Source organism: Paraburkholderia sp. BL17N1, assembly GCF_003634175.1.
Classification (GTDB): Bacteria; Pseudomonadota; Gammaproteobacteria; order Burkholderiales; family Burkholderiaceae; genus Paraburkholderia.
On record NZ_RBIW01000003.1, the window covers coordinates 146,146 to 163,692 of the forward strand.

At 57.8% G+C, this 17,547-nt stretch carries 15 protein-coding genes and 2 pseudogenes; 5 read left to right on the plus strand and 12 right to left on the minus strand.

The genetic code is table 11. The annotated features are described in order from the left end of the window. Window positions 1-13: 13 nt before the first annotated feature. From B0G82_RS36440 to B0G82_RS36460, 4 genes and pseudogenes are all read left to right on the plus strand, one after another. Window positions 14-163 (plus strand): annotated as a pseudogene (locus B0G82_RS36440) (c-type cytochrome biogenesis protein CcsB); the annotation flags it as partial. A gap of 112 nt (window positions 164-275) precedes the next feature. Then, complete coding sequence (locus B0G82_RS36445) at window positions 276-1,022, plus strand: RibD family protein (RefSeq protein WP_121311533.1); 747 nt, start codon at window positions 276-278, stop codon at window positions 1,020-1,022. A 703-nt stretch (window positions 1,023-1,725) separates the two neighbouring features. Continuing rightward, window positions 1,726-2,046 carry a hypothetical protein gene (locus B0G82_RS40225; RefSeq protein ID WP_199730239.1) on the plus strand — a complete coding sequence of 107 codons (321 nt, stop codon included), beginning with the start codon at window positions 1,726-1,728 and terminating at the stop codon, window positions 2,044-2,046. 31 nt (window positions 2,047-2,077) lie between these two features. Then, window positions 2,078-3,523 carry an IS1182 family transposase gene (locus tag B0G82_RS36460; protein ID WP_121311171.1) on the plus strand — a complete coding sequence of 482 codons (1,446 nt, stop codon included), beginning with the start codon at window positions 2,078-2,080 and terminating at the stop codon, window positions 3,521-3,523. A gap of 214 nt (window positions 3,524-3,737) precedes the next feature. Here B0G82_RS36460 and B0G82_RS36465 read toward each other — a convergent pair whose 3' ends face one another. Then, on the minus strand, window positions 3,738-4,976 hold the full coding sequence (locus B0G82_RS36465) for an alpha-hydroxy acid oxidase (protein WP_121311172.1): 1,239 nt from the start codon (window positions 4,974-4,976) through the stop codon (window positions 3,738-3,740). 60 nt (window positions 4,977-5,036) lie between these two features. Then, window positions 5,037-5,966: a glutarate dioxygenase GlaH gene (glaH, locus tag B0G82_RS36470; RefSeq protein ID WP_121311535.1), complete on the minus strand. Its 930-nt coding sequence runs from the start codon at window positions 5,964-5,966 to the stop codon at window positions 5,037-5,039. A gap of 96 nt (window positions 5,967-6,062) precedes the next feature. On the opposite strand from glaH, the gene B0G82_RS36475 reads away from it, so the two are divergent. After that, window positions 6,063-6,974: a LysR substrate-binding domain-containing protein gene (locus B0G82_RS36475; protein WP_121311173.1), complete on the plus strand. Its 912-nt coding sequence runs from the start codon at window positions 6,063-6,065 to the stop codon at window positions 6,972-6,974. A gap of 134 nt (window positions 6,975-7,108) precedes the next feature. Here the strand turns inward: B0G82_RS36475 and B0G82_RS39590 are convergent, their stop codons facing one another. From B0G82_RS39590 to B0G82_RS36525, 10 genes and pseudogenes are all read right to left on the minus strand, one after another. Beyond that, window positions 7,109-7,306, minus strand: coding sequence for a hypothetical protein (locus B0G82_RS39590; protein WP_134466697.1), 198 nt, complete (start codon window positions 7,304-7,306; stop codon window positions 7,109-7,111). A gap of 692 nt (window positions 7,307-7,998) precedes the next feature. Beyond that, the gene (locus B0G82_RS36485) at window positions 7,999-9,816 is read right to left on the minus strand and encodes a S9 family peptidase (protein ID WP_241975096.1); all 1,818 of its coding nucleotides are present in this window, start codon (window positions 9,814-9,816) and stop codon (window positions 7,999-8,001) included. 4 nt (window positions 9,817-9,820) lie between these two features. After that, window positions 9,821-10,969 (minus strand): pyrroloquinoline quinone biosynthesis protein PqqE, encoded by a 1,149-nt coding sequence (pqqE, locus tag B0G82_RS36490; protein WP_241975158.1) that lies wholly within the window; start codon window positions 10,967-10,969, stop codon window positions 9,821-9,823. 22 nt (window positions 10,970-10,991) lie between these two features. Continuing rightward, window positions 10,992-11,267, minus strand: coding sequence for a pyrroloquinoline quinone biosynthesis peptide chaperone PqqD (pqqD, locus tag B0G82_RS36495; RefSeq protein ID WP_121311177.1), 276 nt, complete (start codon window positions 11,265-11,267; stop codon window positions 10,992-10,994). Next, window positions 11,264-12,016: a pyrroloquinoline-quinone synthase PqqC gene (gene pqqC, locus B0G82_RS36500; RefSeq protein ID WP_121311178.1), complete on the minus strand. Its 753-nt coding sequence runs from the start codon at window positions 12,014-12,016 to the stop codon at window positions 11,264-11,266. Before pqqC ends, pqqD begins: the two co-directional genes overlap by 4 nt. A 72-nt stretch (window positions 12,017-12,088) precedes the next feature. Further along, window positions 12,089-13,000: a pyrroloquinoline quinone biosynthesis protein PqqB gene (gene pqqB, locus B0G82_RS36505; RefSeq protein WP_121311179.1), complete on the minus strand. Its 912-nt coding sequence runs from the start codon at window positions 12,998-13,000 to the stop codon at window positions 12,089-12,091. Window positions 13,001-13,081: 81 nt separating this feature from the next. Further along, window positions 13,082-13,153 carry a pyrroloquinoline quinone precursor peptide PqqA gene (gene pqqA / locus B0G82_RS36510; RefSeq protein ID WP_082194460.1) on the minus strand — a complete coding sequence of 24 codons (72 nt, stop codon included), beginning with the start codon at window positions 13,151-13,153 and terminating at the stop codon, window positions 13,082-13,084. A 368-nt stretch (window positions 13,154-13,521) separates the two neighbouring features. Next, window positions 13,522-14,238 (minus strand): annotated as a pseudogene (locus tag B0G82_RS36515) (YCF48-related protein); the annotation flags it as partial. 65 nt (window positions 14,239-14,303) lie between these two features. Then, window positions 14,304-15,350 carry an LLM class flavin-dependent oxidoreductase gene (locus B0G82_RS36520; protein ID WP_121311181.1) on the minus strand — a complete coding sequence of 349 codons (1,047 nt, stop codon included), beginning with the start codon at window positions 15,348-15,350 and terminating at the stop codon, window positions 14,304-14,306. A gap of 47 nt (window positions 15,351-15,397) precedes the next feature. Further along, a complete protein-coding gene (locus B0G82_RS36525) occupies window positions 15,398-17,479 on the minus strand; it encodes a PQQ-binding-like beta-propeller repeat protein (protein WP_158608221.1) in 2,082 nt (693 codons plus the stop codon). Window positions 17,480-17,547: the final 68 nt, after the last annotated feature.

The window sequence follows — 17,547 nt, forward strand, 5'->3', positions numbered from 1 at the left end:
AGGTGACGACATATTCGCTCTGTCGAGCCAGTCCGCGATCCTGTGGACAACCGCGCTGTTCGTGTTCGCCACGGTGTCCTACTGGATCGGCATGCTCGCGCGCAGCGACGCAGGCGTCGCGATCGGCCAGAAGATGACCTGGGCGGTGGTGCTGATGGGCTTTGCCGCCCGGTGGCGTGCTTGTAGGGGTCCTACCTAATAGGCCCGGTGGAACCGAGCATCGGAAAGCGAGCATGTCGCTAACAGTTAGCCGACTGGCAACCTCGAGGATTAAGATGCGACCTCATGTAATCTGTCACATGATCAGCTCAGTTGACGGGCGCTTGGATCTCGATCGCTGGACACCACCGGTGGCCGGCACGCCAGATGGACTCGCTTTTCGCGTCTACGAAGGCATAGAATCCCGGTTAGGGGCGGACGCTTGGATGATTGGTCGAAATACAATGGCCGAGCTGGTAACCGGACCATTTGCCAACAAAGAAATCGTAACTGAACCACTGCCGCGCGATACCTTCATCGCATATAAGGGGGCTGGGAGCCTTGCAACCGTTGTAGACGCCCACGGTAAGCTTGAATTCTCATGCAATTCCGTCAGGACCGATCGAATTGTGACCGTTCTGGGCACGCAAGTGTCCGATGCCTACCTCGCATCGCTTCGCATGGCGGGCATCTCGTATGTGTTTGCCGGGCCAGACGGAAATAATTTGGAATCAGCATTGCAGTCGTTACGTCGAGACTTCGGAGTCGAAAAACTCCTTCTGGAAGGCGGAGGTATTCTCAACGGTACATTTCTTGCGGCGGGCCTTATTGACGAGCTAAGCCTACTCATATATCCCGGCATTGACGGTCTCGCCGGGGTGCCCAGCATATTCGAATTCCACGGAACGGAGCAGAGCCATCCGGCCAAGGGCTCTGTCCTACGACACTTTCACACGGAAACGTTGGAATCGGGAGTCGTCTGGCTGCGCTACCGTATTGAGGCAGTTCAACCAACGATTAACATCTGGCCTGTCTCGTCATAGATGCCGACCAGAGTTGCGGCAGAGAATGTCTTGATCAGATGCGAACGCTTGCGACGCTTAAGAAAGTTGCCCGACCCAGCGGTGCATTACGCTACGCCCACGCCCGCGCCTTGGGCAATCTGCGCGACCGATGCACTTGGCGCATTGCATAGTCGCGTGGCTTCGCGTTTAAATTCGTCAGTAAAGTGCCTTCTCGTTTTCTCATTTCGTCGTCTTCGGATTACATCGGCTTAGCTGACGTGCCCGGGAGAGCGACGGGAGGCCAACGGTCTGTTGGAGCCCACAGCATGGCGCAAGGTGGGGCCGAGATATATTCAGCGCGCATCGCCGGCCGTTCGCGATTAGGTGGGAAAATCCGCCATGTGCCGTCGTGGTGGCGAAAGAAAAACATTGCAGCGTACCTTGTCGCGTTAAATGTCTCGACGCATACGTAACGCTCCAGTCTGGGGCGACTGTTTTTATAGCGGGCGATGCGAACATCGTCCGCTCCTTCGGGAGCGAGCCAGTGCTCGATCATCACACGCAGCGACTTTTCAGCACTCGCCATCAGGCCCTCTATTACTGAGCCCGTCCCGACACTGGTTATGGCGAAGGGCGGATTTTGCTGCCCGTTCCGGCTCCTCGCCTTCCCGATGCGGACCCGACCATCCTGCGGCAGGCCAGACTGGAGATCTCCCGGTTCCCGAACAAGGAGCGTACGCACATGCCAGGTTCTATGACCACGCCGGGTCATCCGGGCGCTCGCGATTGCGCGCTCAGACGTTTCGCCTTCCGCTACACAGACAGCGTCGGCACCCGGAATCAGTTTTCTATCGTGGCTCAATGGCTGGCCTGCACGTACCCCTGCCGACGCTTCGCCGACGCTTCGCCGACGCTTCGCCGACGCTTCGCCGACATCCTCGCGGATGCCTGCGCACGGCTCGGGGCCGATGTGGTTCGCTATTCCTTCATCGCAGTGGACTTGCACCACTTACTCCTTGCCGGTCTCCCGGCGCACCTGTGTGAAAACGCGCTCATCGCCTAAACTGAATCAACTCATTGAGACCGGGTGACTCATGAAGCGATTCGTTGAAGGCGATGACCGCAAGCAGGTCGCACTACTTCCCGAATGCGTCGATGACTACATCGGCCAGGACAACCCGATCAGAATCGTCGACGTGTTCGTGGACGAACTGGACCTCACGACTCTCGGCTTCAACGGCACCACGCCCGCAATCACCGGGCGCCCGTCCTACCACCCTGGCGTGATGCTCAAGATCTATATCTACGGGTATCTGAACCGGGTACCCTCAAGTCGGCGTCTTGAGCGCGAATGCCAACGCAACGTCGAGCTGATGTGGCTGACAGGACGTCTGGCGCCAGACTTCAAGACGATCGCCGACTTTCGCCGCGACAACGGGCCGGCCATTCGCAACGTATGCCGTCGCTTCGTCGAGCTGTGTCGAGGACTGAAGCTGCTATCGAGCGACATGGTCGCCATCGACGGCAGCAAATTCAAGGCGGTGAACAGCCGCGACAGAAACTTCACTGCGGGCAAAATCGACAAACGCCAGCAGCAGATCGAGGAAAGCGTCCAGCGATACCTCGACCTGATTGAAACTGCAGACCGGACCAGTCCGACAGGTTTCGATGTTAAGACCGTGCGCCTGTACGAGAAGATCGCGCTCCTGCGCCAGCGGATGCGTGAGCTCGAGCAGATCAAACATCAGTTGAAGAATGAACCGGACGGACAGTTGTCGCTCACTGACCCGGATTCCCGCTCCATGACCAGCGGTGGCAAGAGAACCGGAACGGTCGGCTACAACGTCCAGACAGCAGTTGATACGAAGCATCATCTTATTGTCGAACACGAGGTGACGAATATCGGAGGCGATCATGGTCAACTCAGCAAGATGGCTCTGTCGGCAAAGAACGCGATGGGCAAGCCAAAGTTGAAAGTGCTGGCTGATCGGGGCTACTTCAGCGGTCCGGACATCCACGCGTGCGAACTGGCAGGGATCACGGCGTATGTCCCGAAACCGCTCACCTCAGCGTCAAGGAAGAAAGGGCTCTTCACCAAACGCGACTTCATCTACATTGCAAGAAGCGATGAGTATCGATGCCCCGCCGGTGAGCGCGCAATTCTTCGATTCAAGACCGTTGAGAAGGACATGAATCTGCGCGTGTACTGGCCCAGCGCATACCCGCGTTGCCATCTCAAGGAGCGATGTTCGCCCAGCGATTATCGCCGCATCCGACGATGGGAGCACGAACGTGTACTGGAAGTTATGCAGCGTCGACTCGACCGGAAGCCTGATGCAACGACCATCCGAAGAAGCACGGTCGAACACGTATTCGGCACGCTGAAGCATTGGATGGGGGCCACCCACTTCCCGACCCGGACGCTGGGACGGGTGAGCACCGAAATGCGCCTTCAGGTGCTAGCCTACAACCTCAAGCGCGTCCTCAATATACTGGGGGTTGCCGGAATGATGAAGGCGATGAAGCTGGCTACCGGCTGAGGCCCTGAGGGGCTTCTTGCGGCCGCGATGTTCGATTAGCGCAAGCTCGACGCATCTAACTTGATCGATCCGACCGGCAACGTCGCCCTCAGCGGTAGAAATGGAGTTTCCACACACCCTCGGCCATAGATCGTCGCGGCCATATGGATTGCATGCTGTGCCCGGCCTGCGGCGTGGAAGCATAAGACAGGTCTTACCTTGTTGGCATTCACGGTCAGACGAGGATCGAAGCCGTGAGGTCTTCAACGGAAGTTGCGCCAACCATCGCCATGTTTCTATCGACCTCGTCGCGAAGTAGCGTGATCGCGTGTCTGACACCTGATTCACCAGCGACAGCGGCGGCATACATGAAGGGCCGTCCGAGGAACACAAACGAAGCGCCGAGCGCTAACGCTTTCAAGACATCACTTCCGCGACGGATGCCGCTGTCCATCATCACTACGATGCTGTCCTGAACGGCTTCTTTGATGCGGGGCAGAACGGTCAGCGGAGAAACCGCACCGTCGAGTTGTCGACCGCCGTGATTCGATACGATTATCCCGTCGACGCCCGACAGTGCCGCTCTTTTGGCATCATCCGGGTGAAGGATTCCTTTAAGGACTAACCTTCCTTTCCATCGGCGCCTTATACGCTCGATGTTGTCCCAGCAAAGGTGATCACGCCCGGTTGTATCGCGGACCGCCGATGCTGACAACATTGGCGCTCCGCGCGTCGAGAAGGAGTTTTCGAAGTGAGGCATCCCATGCCGTAGCATGGTCTGAAGGAAAGTTCCGAACAGCCAGCGTGGATGAGTGATGCCATCCAACGCCAAACGCACGCTAGGGCGCAACGGCAATGAAAATCCGGTGCGGATGTTGTTCTCCCGGTTCGCCCACACGGGAATGTCAACGGTGATCACGAGTGTTGAGAATTTCGCGCTCTCAACGCGGTCAATCAGTGCATCGATACGCCTGCTGTCGCCGGGAAGATATGCTTGAAACCACGTCGAGGGCGCGGCATCATGAACCTCCTCCATTCGAATGAGAGAAGATCCGCTCATGATGGCCGGGATGTTCAACTTTTGAGCCGCGCTTGCGAGAACGATGTCGCCACGATAGGCCGAGATCGCACTAATGCCAACAGGAGCGATTCCAAAAGGGCACGAGTACTTGTGACCGAACAGATCCGTACTTTGCGACCGCCGCGACACATTGATCATCACTTTCGGGCAAAACTCATGGCGCGCGAAAGCGAGACGGTTTGCGGTAAGTGACGTGGAGTCCTCCGCCGCACCTGCAATGTATCCAAAGAGCGGCCGCGGGAGAAGCGATCGTGCTTCGTTTTCGAAGTCGTTTAATGATAGAACCCTGCGGAGACGTTTTGGAAGGTCGGCTCGTACCTCATAGGCCGCTTTTGCGAGCGCTGTTGCATCTGCAGCCTCGTGAGGGTTGGTAGCTTTAACAGTACTCTTCATGGGCATCCTGCCAAAATATACGCGACGACGCGTAAGCGTCGACGCAGCAAAGCTGAAGTATTAAGAGACCAGCATTCCGCGTATCCGCATGAGCTCACGGTGAAGGGATTCATTACGCTCAAACGGTGAACGACCGTGCAGATAAAAATAGTTGTTCAAAACGACAAGTTCACCGACGGGCAAAGCGACTTCCTTTGTTCCCCCAGAGGCTTCCATCGAGCTAGACAGTTCGCGCAGGAAGAGGGCCTCTTCGAGATTCGTCGGCTGCACGAACTGATCGATGAAGGACATTGAAAGACCAAATTCTCCATGGAAGAAGAGAGGACGCTCGATAACTTCGGTCACATTCTTCGACCCAGGGGATTTGTAGAGAAACGGCTTGGAGCCGAGGCGATGATAGGCGAACTGATCAACCTCATTCCAGTCGTCGAGATGCAGGAAGCGTGATTCCCCACCTACCGCGTTTTTTTCTTCAAACTTCATCATCAGCAGCCAGTCAGTGGCGTCTGAAACAAAGGTTCCGTCAGTATGCAGAGTGAAGAGACGGTATGCCTGCCGGAGGTACGAGTCGCTGTCGTCGGTATGTTTGACGAGGAAGCGGGCGTAATAATTTCCCGACATCGCATCGTGATTAGCCGGTCCCAAAAGGTGCCCGATGGCCGAGCCAAACCGGACGAAATCATCAGGATCTTCTGTCAAATTCTTCAGTCCGACGGTGAATCCTCCGAACCGTCGATCACGGACAAGAGTGAGAAGTGTTGATGCGAAGGTGTCGCCTGCATGTCTAGCGAGAAGCCCTCCCAGGTAAAACCGCATGAAGGGAACGTATTCGAGGTTCTGAACGTCGACGTGCCGGGCTTCGTCCAGAAAGAGGCGAAGTGCCTTATCGTCGATATCGATCATCTGGATACGATGATGTGTCTCGTGCCTACGAACTTCGAAGTTGTCGACTGTGGTCGCGAAGGCTGTTGCGGAAAGAGGAGCGTTCATGGTGGCACCCAGCGTCTGGAAAGACTTCATTGGACACGAATAGTTTGATATGGTAAAGATTCAAAAACCGAATCTTTAATGCATCAGGGTGATTAAATGACTGACACGCGTCAGCTCCGATACTTTGTTGCGCTGGCGGATCATTTGCACTTTGCGAAGGCCGCGGACGAACTGGGCATTGCGCAGTCGGCCCTTAGCGTGCAAGTCCTGAAACTTGAAAAGGAAGTCGGGGCGCGGCTGCTGAATCGCAATAAGCGGCAGCCGGTGTCTTTGACCGAAGTGGGGCGCATGGTGTACGAAGAAGCCACGGCCGCGTTGCAACATGTCACACGGGTGGGTCAGGTCGGCCGCCTTGCGGCGCGTGGTCAGTTAGGTTTCGTCAGGGTAGGCTCGGTCGCGTCCGGCGTAAGTAGTGGTCTGGTCAACCGGATGCTGAAGGATTTTCGATCGACACATCCAGACGTCGTGGTCGAGCTGGTGGGAATGGACACGCCGCGTCAGCTAGAGGCACTAGCTGCTGGGGAAATTGACCTCGCGATCCTCAGACCGAGACGCAAATATCCATCCGGCCTGAGTGCGACCATCATTCATAATGAGCGACTGATGGTAGCGATCGCCGAGGATCATCCGTTGAACTCAAAAGTTACGCTAAATGTCAGTGATCTCGCGAATGAGACTTTCATCACCCCACAATTGAGGGAAGACGAGGGCTTCAGCTTGACATTAGAACGACTTGCCGTTTCCGGTGGGTTTCCTGTGGCGGCCGAGATTCGTGTTCAGGATTTCATCAGTGCGCTCACGATGGCATCCGCTGGATATGGGCTTGTGCTTGTGCCCGAGTCGATGCAATTTCTCATGTCACGCGCTCTGCGGTACCGTCCAGTAAGTGGATTGGAAGAGAATGTGTATCTGGCACTTGCAAGACGAAGCCGAGAGTATTCCCCTGCGACCCGTGCGCTTTTGGGTTCTGCACTGGCGAACGTCAAAATTAGTGCGAACCGTGCGTAGAGTAGTACCAGCGGTTTCCTTGGTGTGGTGCAAAATCCACGTTTTTTGCGTTACACAGCCAAGCTGAATCACCCTGCCCACAGCTGCAGAATGGGAATGCGAAGCAAAAAGAGGCCTTCTACGACCTCCTTGCATTAGATTTGCTGAGGCTGCATCGGGCCTAGTTCGAGTAGCGTGAACTCCTTGCGGCCGATGGCGGCATGCAACCGGTTCCACGCTTGCCAGAACGCGACGGAGGTTTCTCGCTTGCGATGTAAAAGACACATCTGTCGCACGAGATGCTCTGGAATAGCGGTGGCGCGTGCGATGGCATCGAGCTTCTGATCCAGCACGCCCGCGAAGGCGAGCAGGTGTCGATGGCGGTCAGTCTCGGATTGATACGTTCCCTTACAGCCAGCGAAGCGGCGTGACCAATCGCGTGTCCTTAGGAAAAACGGATCTTCGCGAAAAAGTGTGATGGTTTTTCATGATGAAAACGTCGGAGAGCCAATCGGGGCAAGGGTTTGCGCGTCTTGATGGCATCGCGAAATCGGGCATGATTTCGCGATGACTACTTCGCGCAACCTCAGGCGTCTTTCCGACGTTCCGACGCATACCGGTTCGACGGATTCCGTCCTTGCGAAGCGCTGCGCGTCGTCTTCGGTGATTGCATGGCACGCGTCGTCATGCTGGTTCGGCGCTCAAAAAAACGGCCTGCGAGGGATGTGGTCGACGGTGCTCGATCCACGATCGCAGGGTGCGTCGCGTTCGAGATCTGCCAAACGGCGATGTACGGATTTACCTAGAATTCGAAGCTCGTCGGGTTCGCGGTCGATGTGATGGCAGCGTGAAAGGCGAACGACTGAGCTTTCTGGCGACCAACCCTCACTACACGAAGCCCCAAGTCTACCGGGTGCTGTTCACGCGCATCAGCGACCTCGTCTAGACGCTACAAGCTGCGCAACAAAGCCTGCAGTTACCTTCAGCTCTTGCCAAGCTGGAACGATCCGGCCTGAGGGTTCGAGTACGTGCGCACAGATTCCGTTCATTTCGCGGGATGCCCGAGAACCCCACGGTAGAACGCGTATTCTGCCTGAAGTGCGTGTGCGAGATTCACTTCCTTTCGAAATCCGTGGCGCTCATCGACATAATAGTGTGCCTGGACGGTCACACCGTTTGCCGTTAACGCAGCCACCATGCTGCGTGTCTGGTCGGGCGTCACGACGGCATCGAGTTCGCCCTGGAAGAAGATCACCGGCACCTCGATCCGATGCGCGTGAAGCAGTGGCGTGCGCGCCAGATAGCGCTCGCGGTCAGCAACCGCATCGCCGATCAGCCAGGCCAGATAATCGGTCTCGAACTTGTGCGTGCGACGGCCGAGCGTGAGTGGATCGCTGACGCCGTACAGGCTACCCCCGCCGCAGAACACTCTGCGAAACGCGAGCGCACAAAGCGCAGTGTAGCCACCAGCACTACTGCCGCGGATGAACGCACGCGCGGGGTCAATGCGCTGCTGCGCGGCGAGATGGGCGACGGACTCGCACGCGTCGTCGACATCGGTTATGCCCCAGTTCCCCCGGAGCGACTCGCGAAAGTCGCGGCCATATCCGGTGCTCCCTCGATAGTTCAGATTGACGACTGCGAACCCTCGTTGCGTCCAGTACGCAATGCGGGAGTCGAACACCGGATAGCAGGCAGAGGTAGGGCCGCCGTGAATGAAGACGATGACTGGGGGCAACCTTTGAGCAAACTCCGGCGCGTAGAAGTACGCATGCGCCTCACTGCTGCCACTCGGAAACCGCAGGACTTCTGGCTGCGGAATGCGTTCTTCGGGCATCATCGGCGAGACTTCGGCTAGCACTTTCACTTGATGCCCGCGGCGTTCGATTGCAAGCACGGCGGCGGGGCAAGTAGGCGAAGCCGCGATGCAGTAGAAGCACTCCTTGCCGGCGGCGAGACTGCGGAAGCGGCTAAATTTTGTGGCAAGTGGGCGCCGTGTGCCGTCAGCGTCGATGTGAGCGAGCGTGCCCCAGCCATCCTTTATCCACGCGCCAAGAAACGAGCCGTCATCAAGTGCGATCCAGCTATGCTCGCCAAGCTGCCACGGTGCAGAAGCATGATCGGCTTCTGCCGCGGGCAGCGCTTCGAGCACGTTGTCCTGCAGAAGCCAGGGTTGCCAAAAGCCGCTGCGGTCGCTCAGGTAATGGAGCGCGCCCCATGCATCGAAATGCGGTTGCTGTAGCGCCTCCACGCGATCGCCGCCGGCCAGCGTGCGGGGCGCGGACCAGGCCCCATTCGCGTCTCGTTCGCAGCTACGCAATAGCGTAGAGGTCCACGGCTGATGCGGGCGGTACCATTCGATCCATGCAAGCTGCGAACCATTGAAACTCAGGCAGGGCGCCGCGTAGAAGTCTGCGCCTTGCGCGAGCACCTCTCGCGCACCGTCGGCGAGTGCGATCGAGACAATGCGATGCGTGCTGCACTCCTCTTCCACCGCGACGATCAAGCCGTGGCTATAGCGAAGATCGCCATAGCGGCGATTCCCGTGCGTGAGTTCGACGGGCTCGCCGCTCGCAACATCGGTATCATCTTGGATTCGCTGGCGATAAAGCTGCTGGTCCTTTTCGTTAACGAACACCACGTGATGATCCGCAATGCAGAACGAACCCCCACCGTACTCGTAAACACGGCCGCGCACACTGAAGCCCTTGTGTGTGACGCAGCGCGGCGGGGAGCCCTGTTGCCATTGCCAAACACGGCACGCGATATCATTCGGATCGTATGTACTCCAGAACACACCGCTCGACCCCGCCACGAGTTCCACGAAATTTTTGCATGCCGCGACCGCCTGTTCGGCCGACACGCAGTCAGGACTTGTCGAGCTTGCGCGAGTTTCGGTCATTGCGGAAGATCAGCCGGTTTATTGGTTGGACAGGCTGTGAGGACTTGTTGCGGGCTTGCACTATGATACGGTGCTCAGGCGACTTCCCGCATACGGGGTCAGCGTTGGCTGCGTCGCCAGTCAGCATGAAGGCTTGGCAGCGACAGCCGCCGAAGTCCCTTTCCTTTTCCTCGCAGGAACTGCATGGCTCAGGCATCCACCTGTCGCCGCGAAAACGGTTAAAGCCGAACGAGTCGTACCAAATGTGGTGCAGATCGTGAACGCGCACGTTCGGAAACTCGATCGGCAACTGGCGAGCGCTGTGGCACGGCAATGCGGTGCCGTCGGGCGTGACGAGAAGAAAGATAGCCCCCCAACCGGCCATGCATGGCTTAGGGCGTTCCTCGTAGTAATCAGGCGTCACGAAAATGAGCTTGCACGGACTGCCGATCGCCTCCATCTTGGTTCGGTACTCGTTGGTGATGCGCTCAGCCTTTTCGAGCTGAGCGCGTGTGGGCAGCAGTAGCGCACTGTTGAGTTTGGCCCAACCATAGAACTGGCAGGTGGCGAGTTCGACGAAATCCGCCTCGAGCGCGATGCACATCTCGATAATGCGGCCGACGTCATCAATGTTGTAGCGGTGCATGACGAAGTTCAGCACCATCGGATAACCGTGCGCCTTCACTGCCCGTGCCATCGCGAGCTTATGAGCGTACGCTTTGCCCGAACCCGCGAGCATGTTATTCATATCTTCGTCGCTCGCCTGGAAGCTGATCTGTATGTGATCAAGTCCGGCGTGCTGGAGATCGGCGACCTTCTGCTCGGTCAGGCCGATGCCTGACGTAATGAGGTTCGTGTAGTAGCCGAGCCTGCGCGCCTCGCCGATCAATTGCGCGATATCGCTGCGCACCAGTGGTTCGCCGCCAGAAAAGCCGATCTGCGCCGCTCCCATCGCACGCGCCTCGGTCATCACGCGAATCCATTGCTCCGTGGTAAGTTCCTCGCCTTGTCGCGCAAAATCGATGGGATTTGAGCAGTACGGACACTGAAGCGGGCAGCGATACGTGAGTTCTGCAAGGAGCCAGAGCGGCAGCCCGATCTTGGTTTTATTGGCCACCCCTGTGGATGCATGCAAGTCGGCGCGCGTGGTGTGTTCGTCAGACAAGATCGATCCAGTGCTTGTCGCGCGCGACCAACATGAACTGTTCAACATCCTCGCCAAGCTCCAGCGCGCCGGGATACTGCATGCTCAGATGGTCGATGATGGCGGTTATGTTGCGCGCACCGTCGATTAGCCCACCAATCGCGCCTGCGCTTTCATTCAGCTTGACCATGCCCTCGGGGTAGAGCACCACGTAGGCATTCTGGGCGATTTCAAACTGAAAGCGGTAGCCCCGCCGCCAAGCTGGCGTTAGTTTGCGGTGAAAGGTCACAGTGCAATTCCTTTGTGCCAGGCACGTTTGTCTGTCACCGTATGATAAGGTGGGCGGCCGAGTTCGTAGGCCATCGACATCGCGTCGAGCATAGTCCAGAGAATGTCGAGTTTGAACTGAAGGATTTCGAGCATGCGCTGCTGGCTTTCATAGGTCGTGTAATGCTGCAGCGTGATTTGCAGGCCGTGCTCGACGTCGCGCCGCGCCTGGTTCAGTCGCGAGCGAAAATATTCGTAGCCGCGTGGATCGATCCACGGGTAGTGCTGGGGCCAGGTATCGAGGCGCGACTGGTGAATCTGCGGTGCAAACAGTTCGGTGAGCGAACTGCTGGCCGCTTCCTGCCAGTTCGCACGCCGTGCGAAGTTGACATAGGCGTCCACCGCGAAGCGCACGCCGGGCAACACCAGCTCCTGCGCACGCAATTGGTCGGGATCGAGCCCGACGGCCTTCCCCAGATGGAGCCATGCCTCGATACCGCCATCTTCGCCCGGTGCGCCATCGTGGTCGAGGAGACGCTGGATCCACAACCGGCGCACTTCGCGGTCGGGACAATTGGCGAGAATCGCCGCGTCTTTCGCAGGAATATTGACTTGATAGTAGAAGCGGTTCGCCACCCACCCTTGGATTTGCTCCCGGGTCGCGCGACCTTCGTACATCGCCACGTGATAAGGATGGTGAATGTGATAGTACGTGCCTTTCGCGCGCAGGGCCCGTTCGAACTGTTCGGTTGTGAGGGCGGGTTTTGTCATGAATCTCTCCTGTGGCTTTGCGACAAAATTGCGGCAGCCTGGTAATACGCCACACGCGTTTCCAGCAAATATCTATAGCACGATGCTCATGCCGTCGAAAGCGACTTCCACGTTGCGTCGTACGAGTTCCGCGCGCTCGGACGAGTCCTCGTCAAGAATCGGGTTCGTGTTGTTGATGTGCGTGAGAATCTTGCGCACGTGTGGAAACTGATCGAGCACCTCGAGCATGCCACCGACGCCGATTTGCGCGAGATGTCCCATTTCGCGGCCCGTGCGTGCGCCTACGCCGCAGCCCCGCATTTCGTCGTCGGTCCAGAGCGTGCCATCGATCAGCAGGCAATCGGTACCACGCATGCGGCCGAGCAGGGCGTCATCCACCTCGCCAAGTCCGGGCGCATAGAACAGCTTGCCGCCTGTGCGCAAGTCCTCGATCACGAGGCCGATGTTGTCGCCCGGATGCGGGTCGTTGCGATGCGGCGAAAACGGCGGGGCCGCACTGCGCAGCGCAAACGGCATGAATCGCAGGTTGGGGCATACGGGAATGACGAATGCTGTGCCCGAGACGATCGGGTTCCAGCACAGGCCGCCGTTCCAGTGCGAGAGCATTGGAAAGAGCGGAAAACCAGTGCTCAGATCCTCGTGAACCGTGTTGGTGCACCAGACCTCGTGTGGGCAGCCTTCACGCAGGCTTAGCAGGCCGGTCGTATGATCGATCTGGCTGTCCATCAGCACGATAGCGCCGATGCCTGTATCGCGCGGCGCGCGGCCCGGCTGCATCGGCGCGAAGCCTGACAGCTGTGCATGGATGTCTGGCGAGGCATTGCACAGTACCCATGCCACGCCTTCGTCCGAAATAGCGATCGACGACTGGGTACGCGCAGAGGCGCGTATGCGGCCTTCGCGAAAGCCCGCGCAATTCACGCAATTGCAGTTCCATTGAGGAAAGCCGCCGCCTGCCGCGGAGCCGAGAATTTGAATATGCATGTTTGCCCAGAAACTGTGCACGGCGCGAATCAGAGGAAAGCCCCGGCCTAGCCGGGCTCTCGCAATCTTCGATGCTACGGATCAACGGTTCGAAATGTACATCGTGACTTCAAAGCCGAGACGCAGATCGGTAAATGCGGGCTTGGTCCACATGATTGAACTCCTCTAAGTAGATGGAAGGAACGGAAGTACCGTGCAATGCACGAACGACAGACAACAAAAAAGCAAACACGAAGCACATCATGCAGCCGTTGGACGCGGTCCAGACAACACTCGGCATGCACAATTCGCCCCGACTTGACAGTACCACATCTAAAAACATTCGAGCCATATAGTTAGCATTCCTACTATATTAAATGTTTAATTCCCTTTATGCGAGGGTTTGACTACCTAGCGGTGGAGTACGCTGTGTGGGACCACTGACCCTTAGAAAATCGGACGGCGCACGAATCAGTCAGCCACGCTCGTTGCGCCACCGGCGTATACGTCAAGTTATCCAACCAGAATGACGAATCGCGTGCTTAGGGCGTCCGCAGCACGCCTTCGTCTGAAAACAGCATCGGATTTCCGCCCGCGCCGAAGAGGGCCGCGGTCAGCGTCGCGCGATCCGGGCGCTGAGAAACCTCGAATGTCGTCGCACCGGATTTCCGCAACATCACCATCCGGTCAAGCCCGACGCCCATCAGACCGTCAGCGGTTACAACGAGATCTGTGATGGAATTTTTCGTACCCGTGGCTACCGACGACCATGTCGCCCCGCCATCGCTGCTTTCGAACAGGCTGCCGAGCAGTCCGCCGACGACGATGCGTCCGTCCGGCATCGCCACCCCACTCCACAGGGTGCCCTTGCCGCCCGTGGCCAGATAGCTCCAGTTCACACCGCCATCCGTCGACTTGAGGACCATGCCCTGCTCCGAGTCGATATACAGCGCACCTTGGCGATCCGCAAAGATGTGATACAGATTGCGATCCCCATGCGTGCCGCCTGGCGGCTTCGGCACGGTCACCTTGCTCCATGTCGCTCCTCCATCGTGCGTTGCGAGCATCAGCGACCAAAGGCCCACGGCCAACCCGTCCTTTTCACTTGTGAAGTACACCGAGAACAGCGGCTGGTCCACCGAAACGTCCATGCGCTGCTTCTTCCATGTCTCACCGCCGTCGCTCGTCGCGAGTATCGCGCCCCACTGGCCCACCGCCCAACCATGCTGCGCATCCACGAAGGTGACGGCGGACACGGAATTGCCCCAATCACCCACAGATTCCGCCGACGATCCTTTGTTTTGATGCGACCTTGGCACTTTCTCTACGAGAATGCCGGTCGCACTTTTTCGTGAAGAAGGCGGAGCTGACCCGCCGCGTCCGGGATACCATCTACATCGAAGCCGGTCATGTTCTTGACGCTGCTGGCGTCAATAATGTCGATGCAGATGTGGTTGTAGCCTTCCTCCTCTACCACGCGCAATTGATTGACCACTTCGTCCGGCGTTCCGGTGGCGAGAATCTGCGAATCCGCGATATCGTTCGGGGTCATCTCGATCGCGGCCTTGACGTCGCCGCGATGGAACGCCTCCCGGATCGGAATAAGCCGCTGGGGGTCGATGCCATGTCTTATCGCGGCCTCATCGCCGAGGGCGGGAAGATAGAACGCGCCGATTTTGCGCGCGGCATTTCTCGCTGCATCGCCGTCGGTCCCGATGGTGCCAATGATGCCTGCACCGAGGCTCAGACTTTTCCAGTCGCGGCCGGCATTCGCGGCGCCGATCTTGAAGTGGTCGGCGGCATAGCGCAGTGCTTCGCGGGAATAGAGAATGCCGGTCATCAGCCCATGTGAGATCTCGGCAGCGACTTCGAAGGTCTTGGGGCCCTTAATACCGCCCATCGTCAGCGGAATTTGATCTTGAATCTTGCGAGCCGAAGTCGAGATCCCAGTGTACTTATAGTATTTCCCCTCGAACGTAATTTCCGAGGTATCCAGAAACTGGCGCAGCACTTTCTGGGCCTCACGAAGCCTACCGATAGGCTTGAGTTGCTCCATATCGACACCGAATTGCTTCAGCATCGGCACGCTGCCGATCGAATAGAGGGCTTCGGCGCGCCCGTTCGACACCATGTCAACAGTGAGCAACCGCTGCGCCAGATAGACAGGATCCTGCACCACGACATTGGTGACAGCCACGAGCCGTATATTTTTTGTCCGGACGGCAGCTTGAGCCATCACGTTCCAAATATCGTAGTGGTAGATCTCATCGTTGAAGTAATAGGCGTGAAAGCCTAGCTGATCAGCCAGTTCGATCAGTTCGAGTTGCTTTTCGATGGGATGCGAACCTGGCAGTTGTACGCTCCAGAGCATAGGGAGTCTCCTGTTTCGTCAGAACGTTTGAATGTGAACGCCCGGGGTTACTTTTTTTGCTGTGCTTGCTGTGCTTCGTAGCCGTTCCATGCCTGATCGGTGAGATAGGCTTGAAGGGCGATGATGTCCTTATCGGTGATGTTTTTGAATGCAGGCATTCCGGCCTGCCTGAAGGCACCGTTGAAAATGAGGCGCATGGCTCCGTACGTGTCGCGGCTTGAGGCGCGCAGATCGGGGATGTCACGCCCTGCCTGCATCGCATAGACGCCATGGCAAAGGTCACAGGTATTGGCCTGAAACACTTGCTTGCCCAGCGCGACCAGATCTGCGGGTTGGCGTGGCCTCCACGGCTTGGGTAGGACGACAGGTCCATATCCCGCCTTGGGAATGATCTTCGCCGTACCCCCGAGGCGGAAGGCGAGTAGACGGGGGGAGCCTTCCGAATTCGGCGTAGTGTTGAAAGCACCCGCCGAGTGAGTCTGGGCCGAGGCGCCGTTATCACCGCTGGCAACGAAAATATATTCGACACCATCGATCATCGCGGTCGACGGCGCGCCCATGATTGCGCCGTCGCCCTGGAACGACCAGAGCTTGCGACCCGTTGCGGAATCGAGGGCCTCGAAGGCACCTTCGGTGGTTCCCTCGAATACTAGGTCGCCGGCGGTTGCGAGAACGCCACCATTGTGACTCGAGGTCCTGGAGACGCGCCATTTCTCCTTCTGCGTGAGCGGATCCCAAGCAAGCAGGAAACCTTCGGCCTTGACCTTCGCATCCTTGCGGAACGGGTAATACCAATCGAGGCTACCGTCCTTTGTATATAGCGTAGCCATGTTTCTGGCGGGAATATAAACGAGTTGAGTGCGTGGATCGTAGCCCAAGGGCTCCCAGGTATGGGCGCCATTGGTCCCAGGGACCTGGAGCGTGTCCTGACCGGGGCGGTTCCACCATTCCGCGTCGGGATTGGGAGTCGGGCGACCGGTCTTCGGGTCGATCCCTTTGGTCCAGTTCTGGGCGGCAATCTGGCCGGCTGAAATGAATTTTCCGGTTTTTGCATCAAGCACGTAGAAGAAGCCATTCTTCGGTGCCTGCATCACGACGCGCGTCATCGTTCCGTTGATCGGCAACTCAGCAATCTGAATCGTCGCTACCGCCGAAAGCTCCCATGCGTCATGAGGCACGGTGGTGTAATGCCATACATATTTTCCGGTCCGCGCATCCAGCGCGACGATCGCGCTAGAGAACAATTCGTCACCTGCATTCTTGCCGCGCTTGAGAGGGTTGTAAGGCAGTGGGCCGTTGGTCCCAAAATACAACAGCCCCAGTTTGGGATCGTAGGTAAAGCCATTCCACGCCTGCGCGCCGCCTGTCGAGGACGGCCAGTAGTCCTTACCCCAAGTTTTGGCCTCCATCTTCACGGTGTCGTTTTCGGGCTTGGTTGGATCGCCCGGGCGTGCGTAGAAACGCCATAGGAATTTTCCGGTCTTTGCGTCGAAGGCGTTAACAGTCCCCCGCGAAGTATTGAGGTCCGCATTGGCATTGCCGATGAAAACCATGCCGCCGCCGACTTGCGGCGGTCCTGCGATGCCATACGGCTGGGTTGGGTCGCAGGCCTCGGCCATCCAGACTTGCTTGCCAGTGATCCGATCAATTGCGAACAGGCGGCAGTCACCGGCGGCCACATAAATACGGTCAGCATCGCCGGCTAGGCCGCGATTATGGTGCATCGCCCAGTATGCGACGAAAGACAGCGGCAGGTTGTAGCGGGTTTTCGCATGGAATTGCCACAGCAATTTACCAGTGCGGGCATCGTTGGCATACACGGCTCCGCCCGGCCCGCTCTGATAGACAATGCCACCGAGGACGAGGGGAGTGCCGACCAGACCCGAAGGAGAGGGAATGTCGGCAGACCAAGCAAGTCCAAGTTGGGAGACAGTTTGGTGGTTGATCTGTGTTTGCGCCGTGTAATGCCAGCTTTCCGGGTTCCCATCGGCAAACGGCCAGTCCTCATTCTGCGTCGATTTCGTATCGGGAGAAGTCAGGGCCCAAAGCGCGCCAGAACTCACGCTCAGGAAGACTGTCAGCGCCAGGAGAGAAACTTGCAGTAAGTGCTTCGGCCGAACAGATCTCATTAGGAATCCAGATGAAAGGTCTAATATTGATGAACAATGAAGCCACAGCATTTGTTTGAAAAGACACA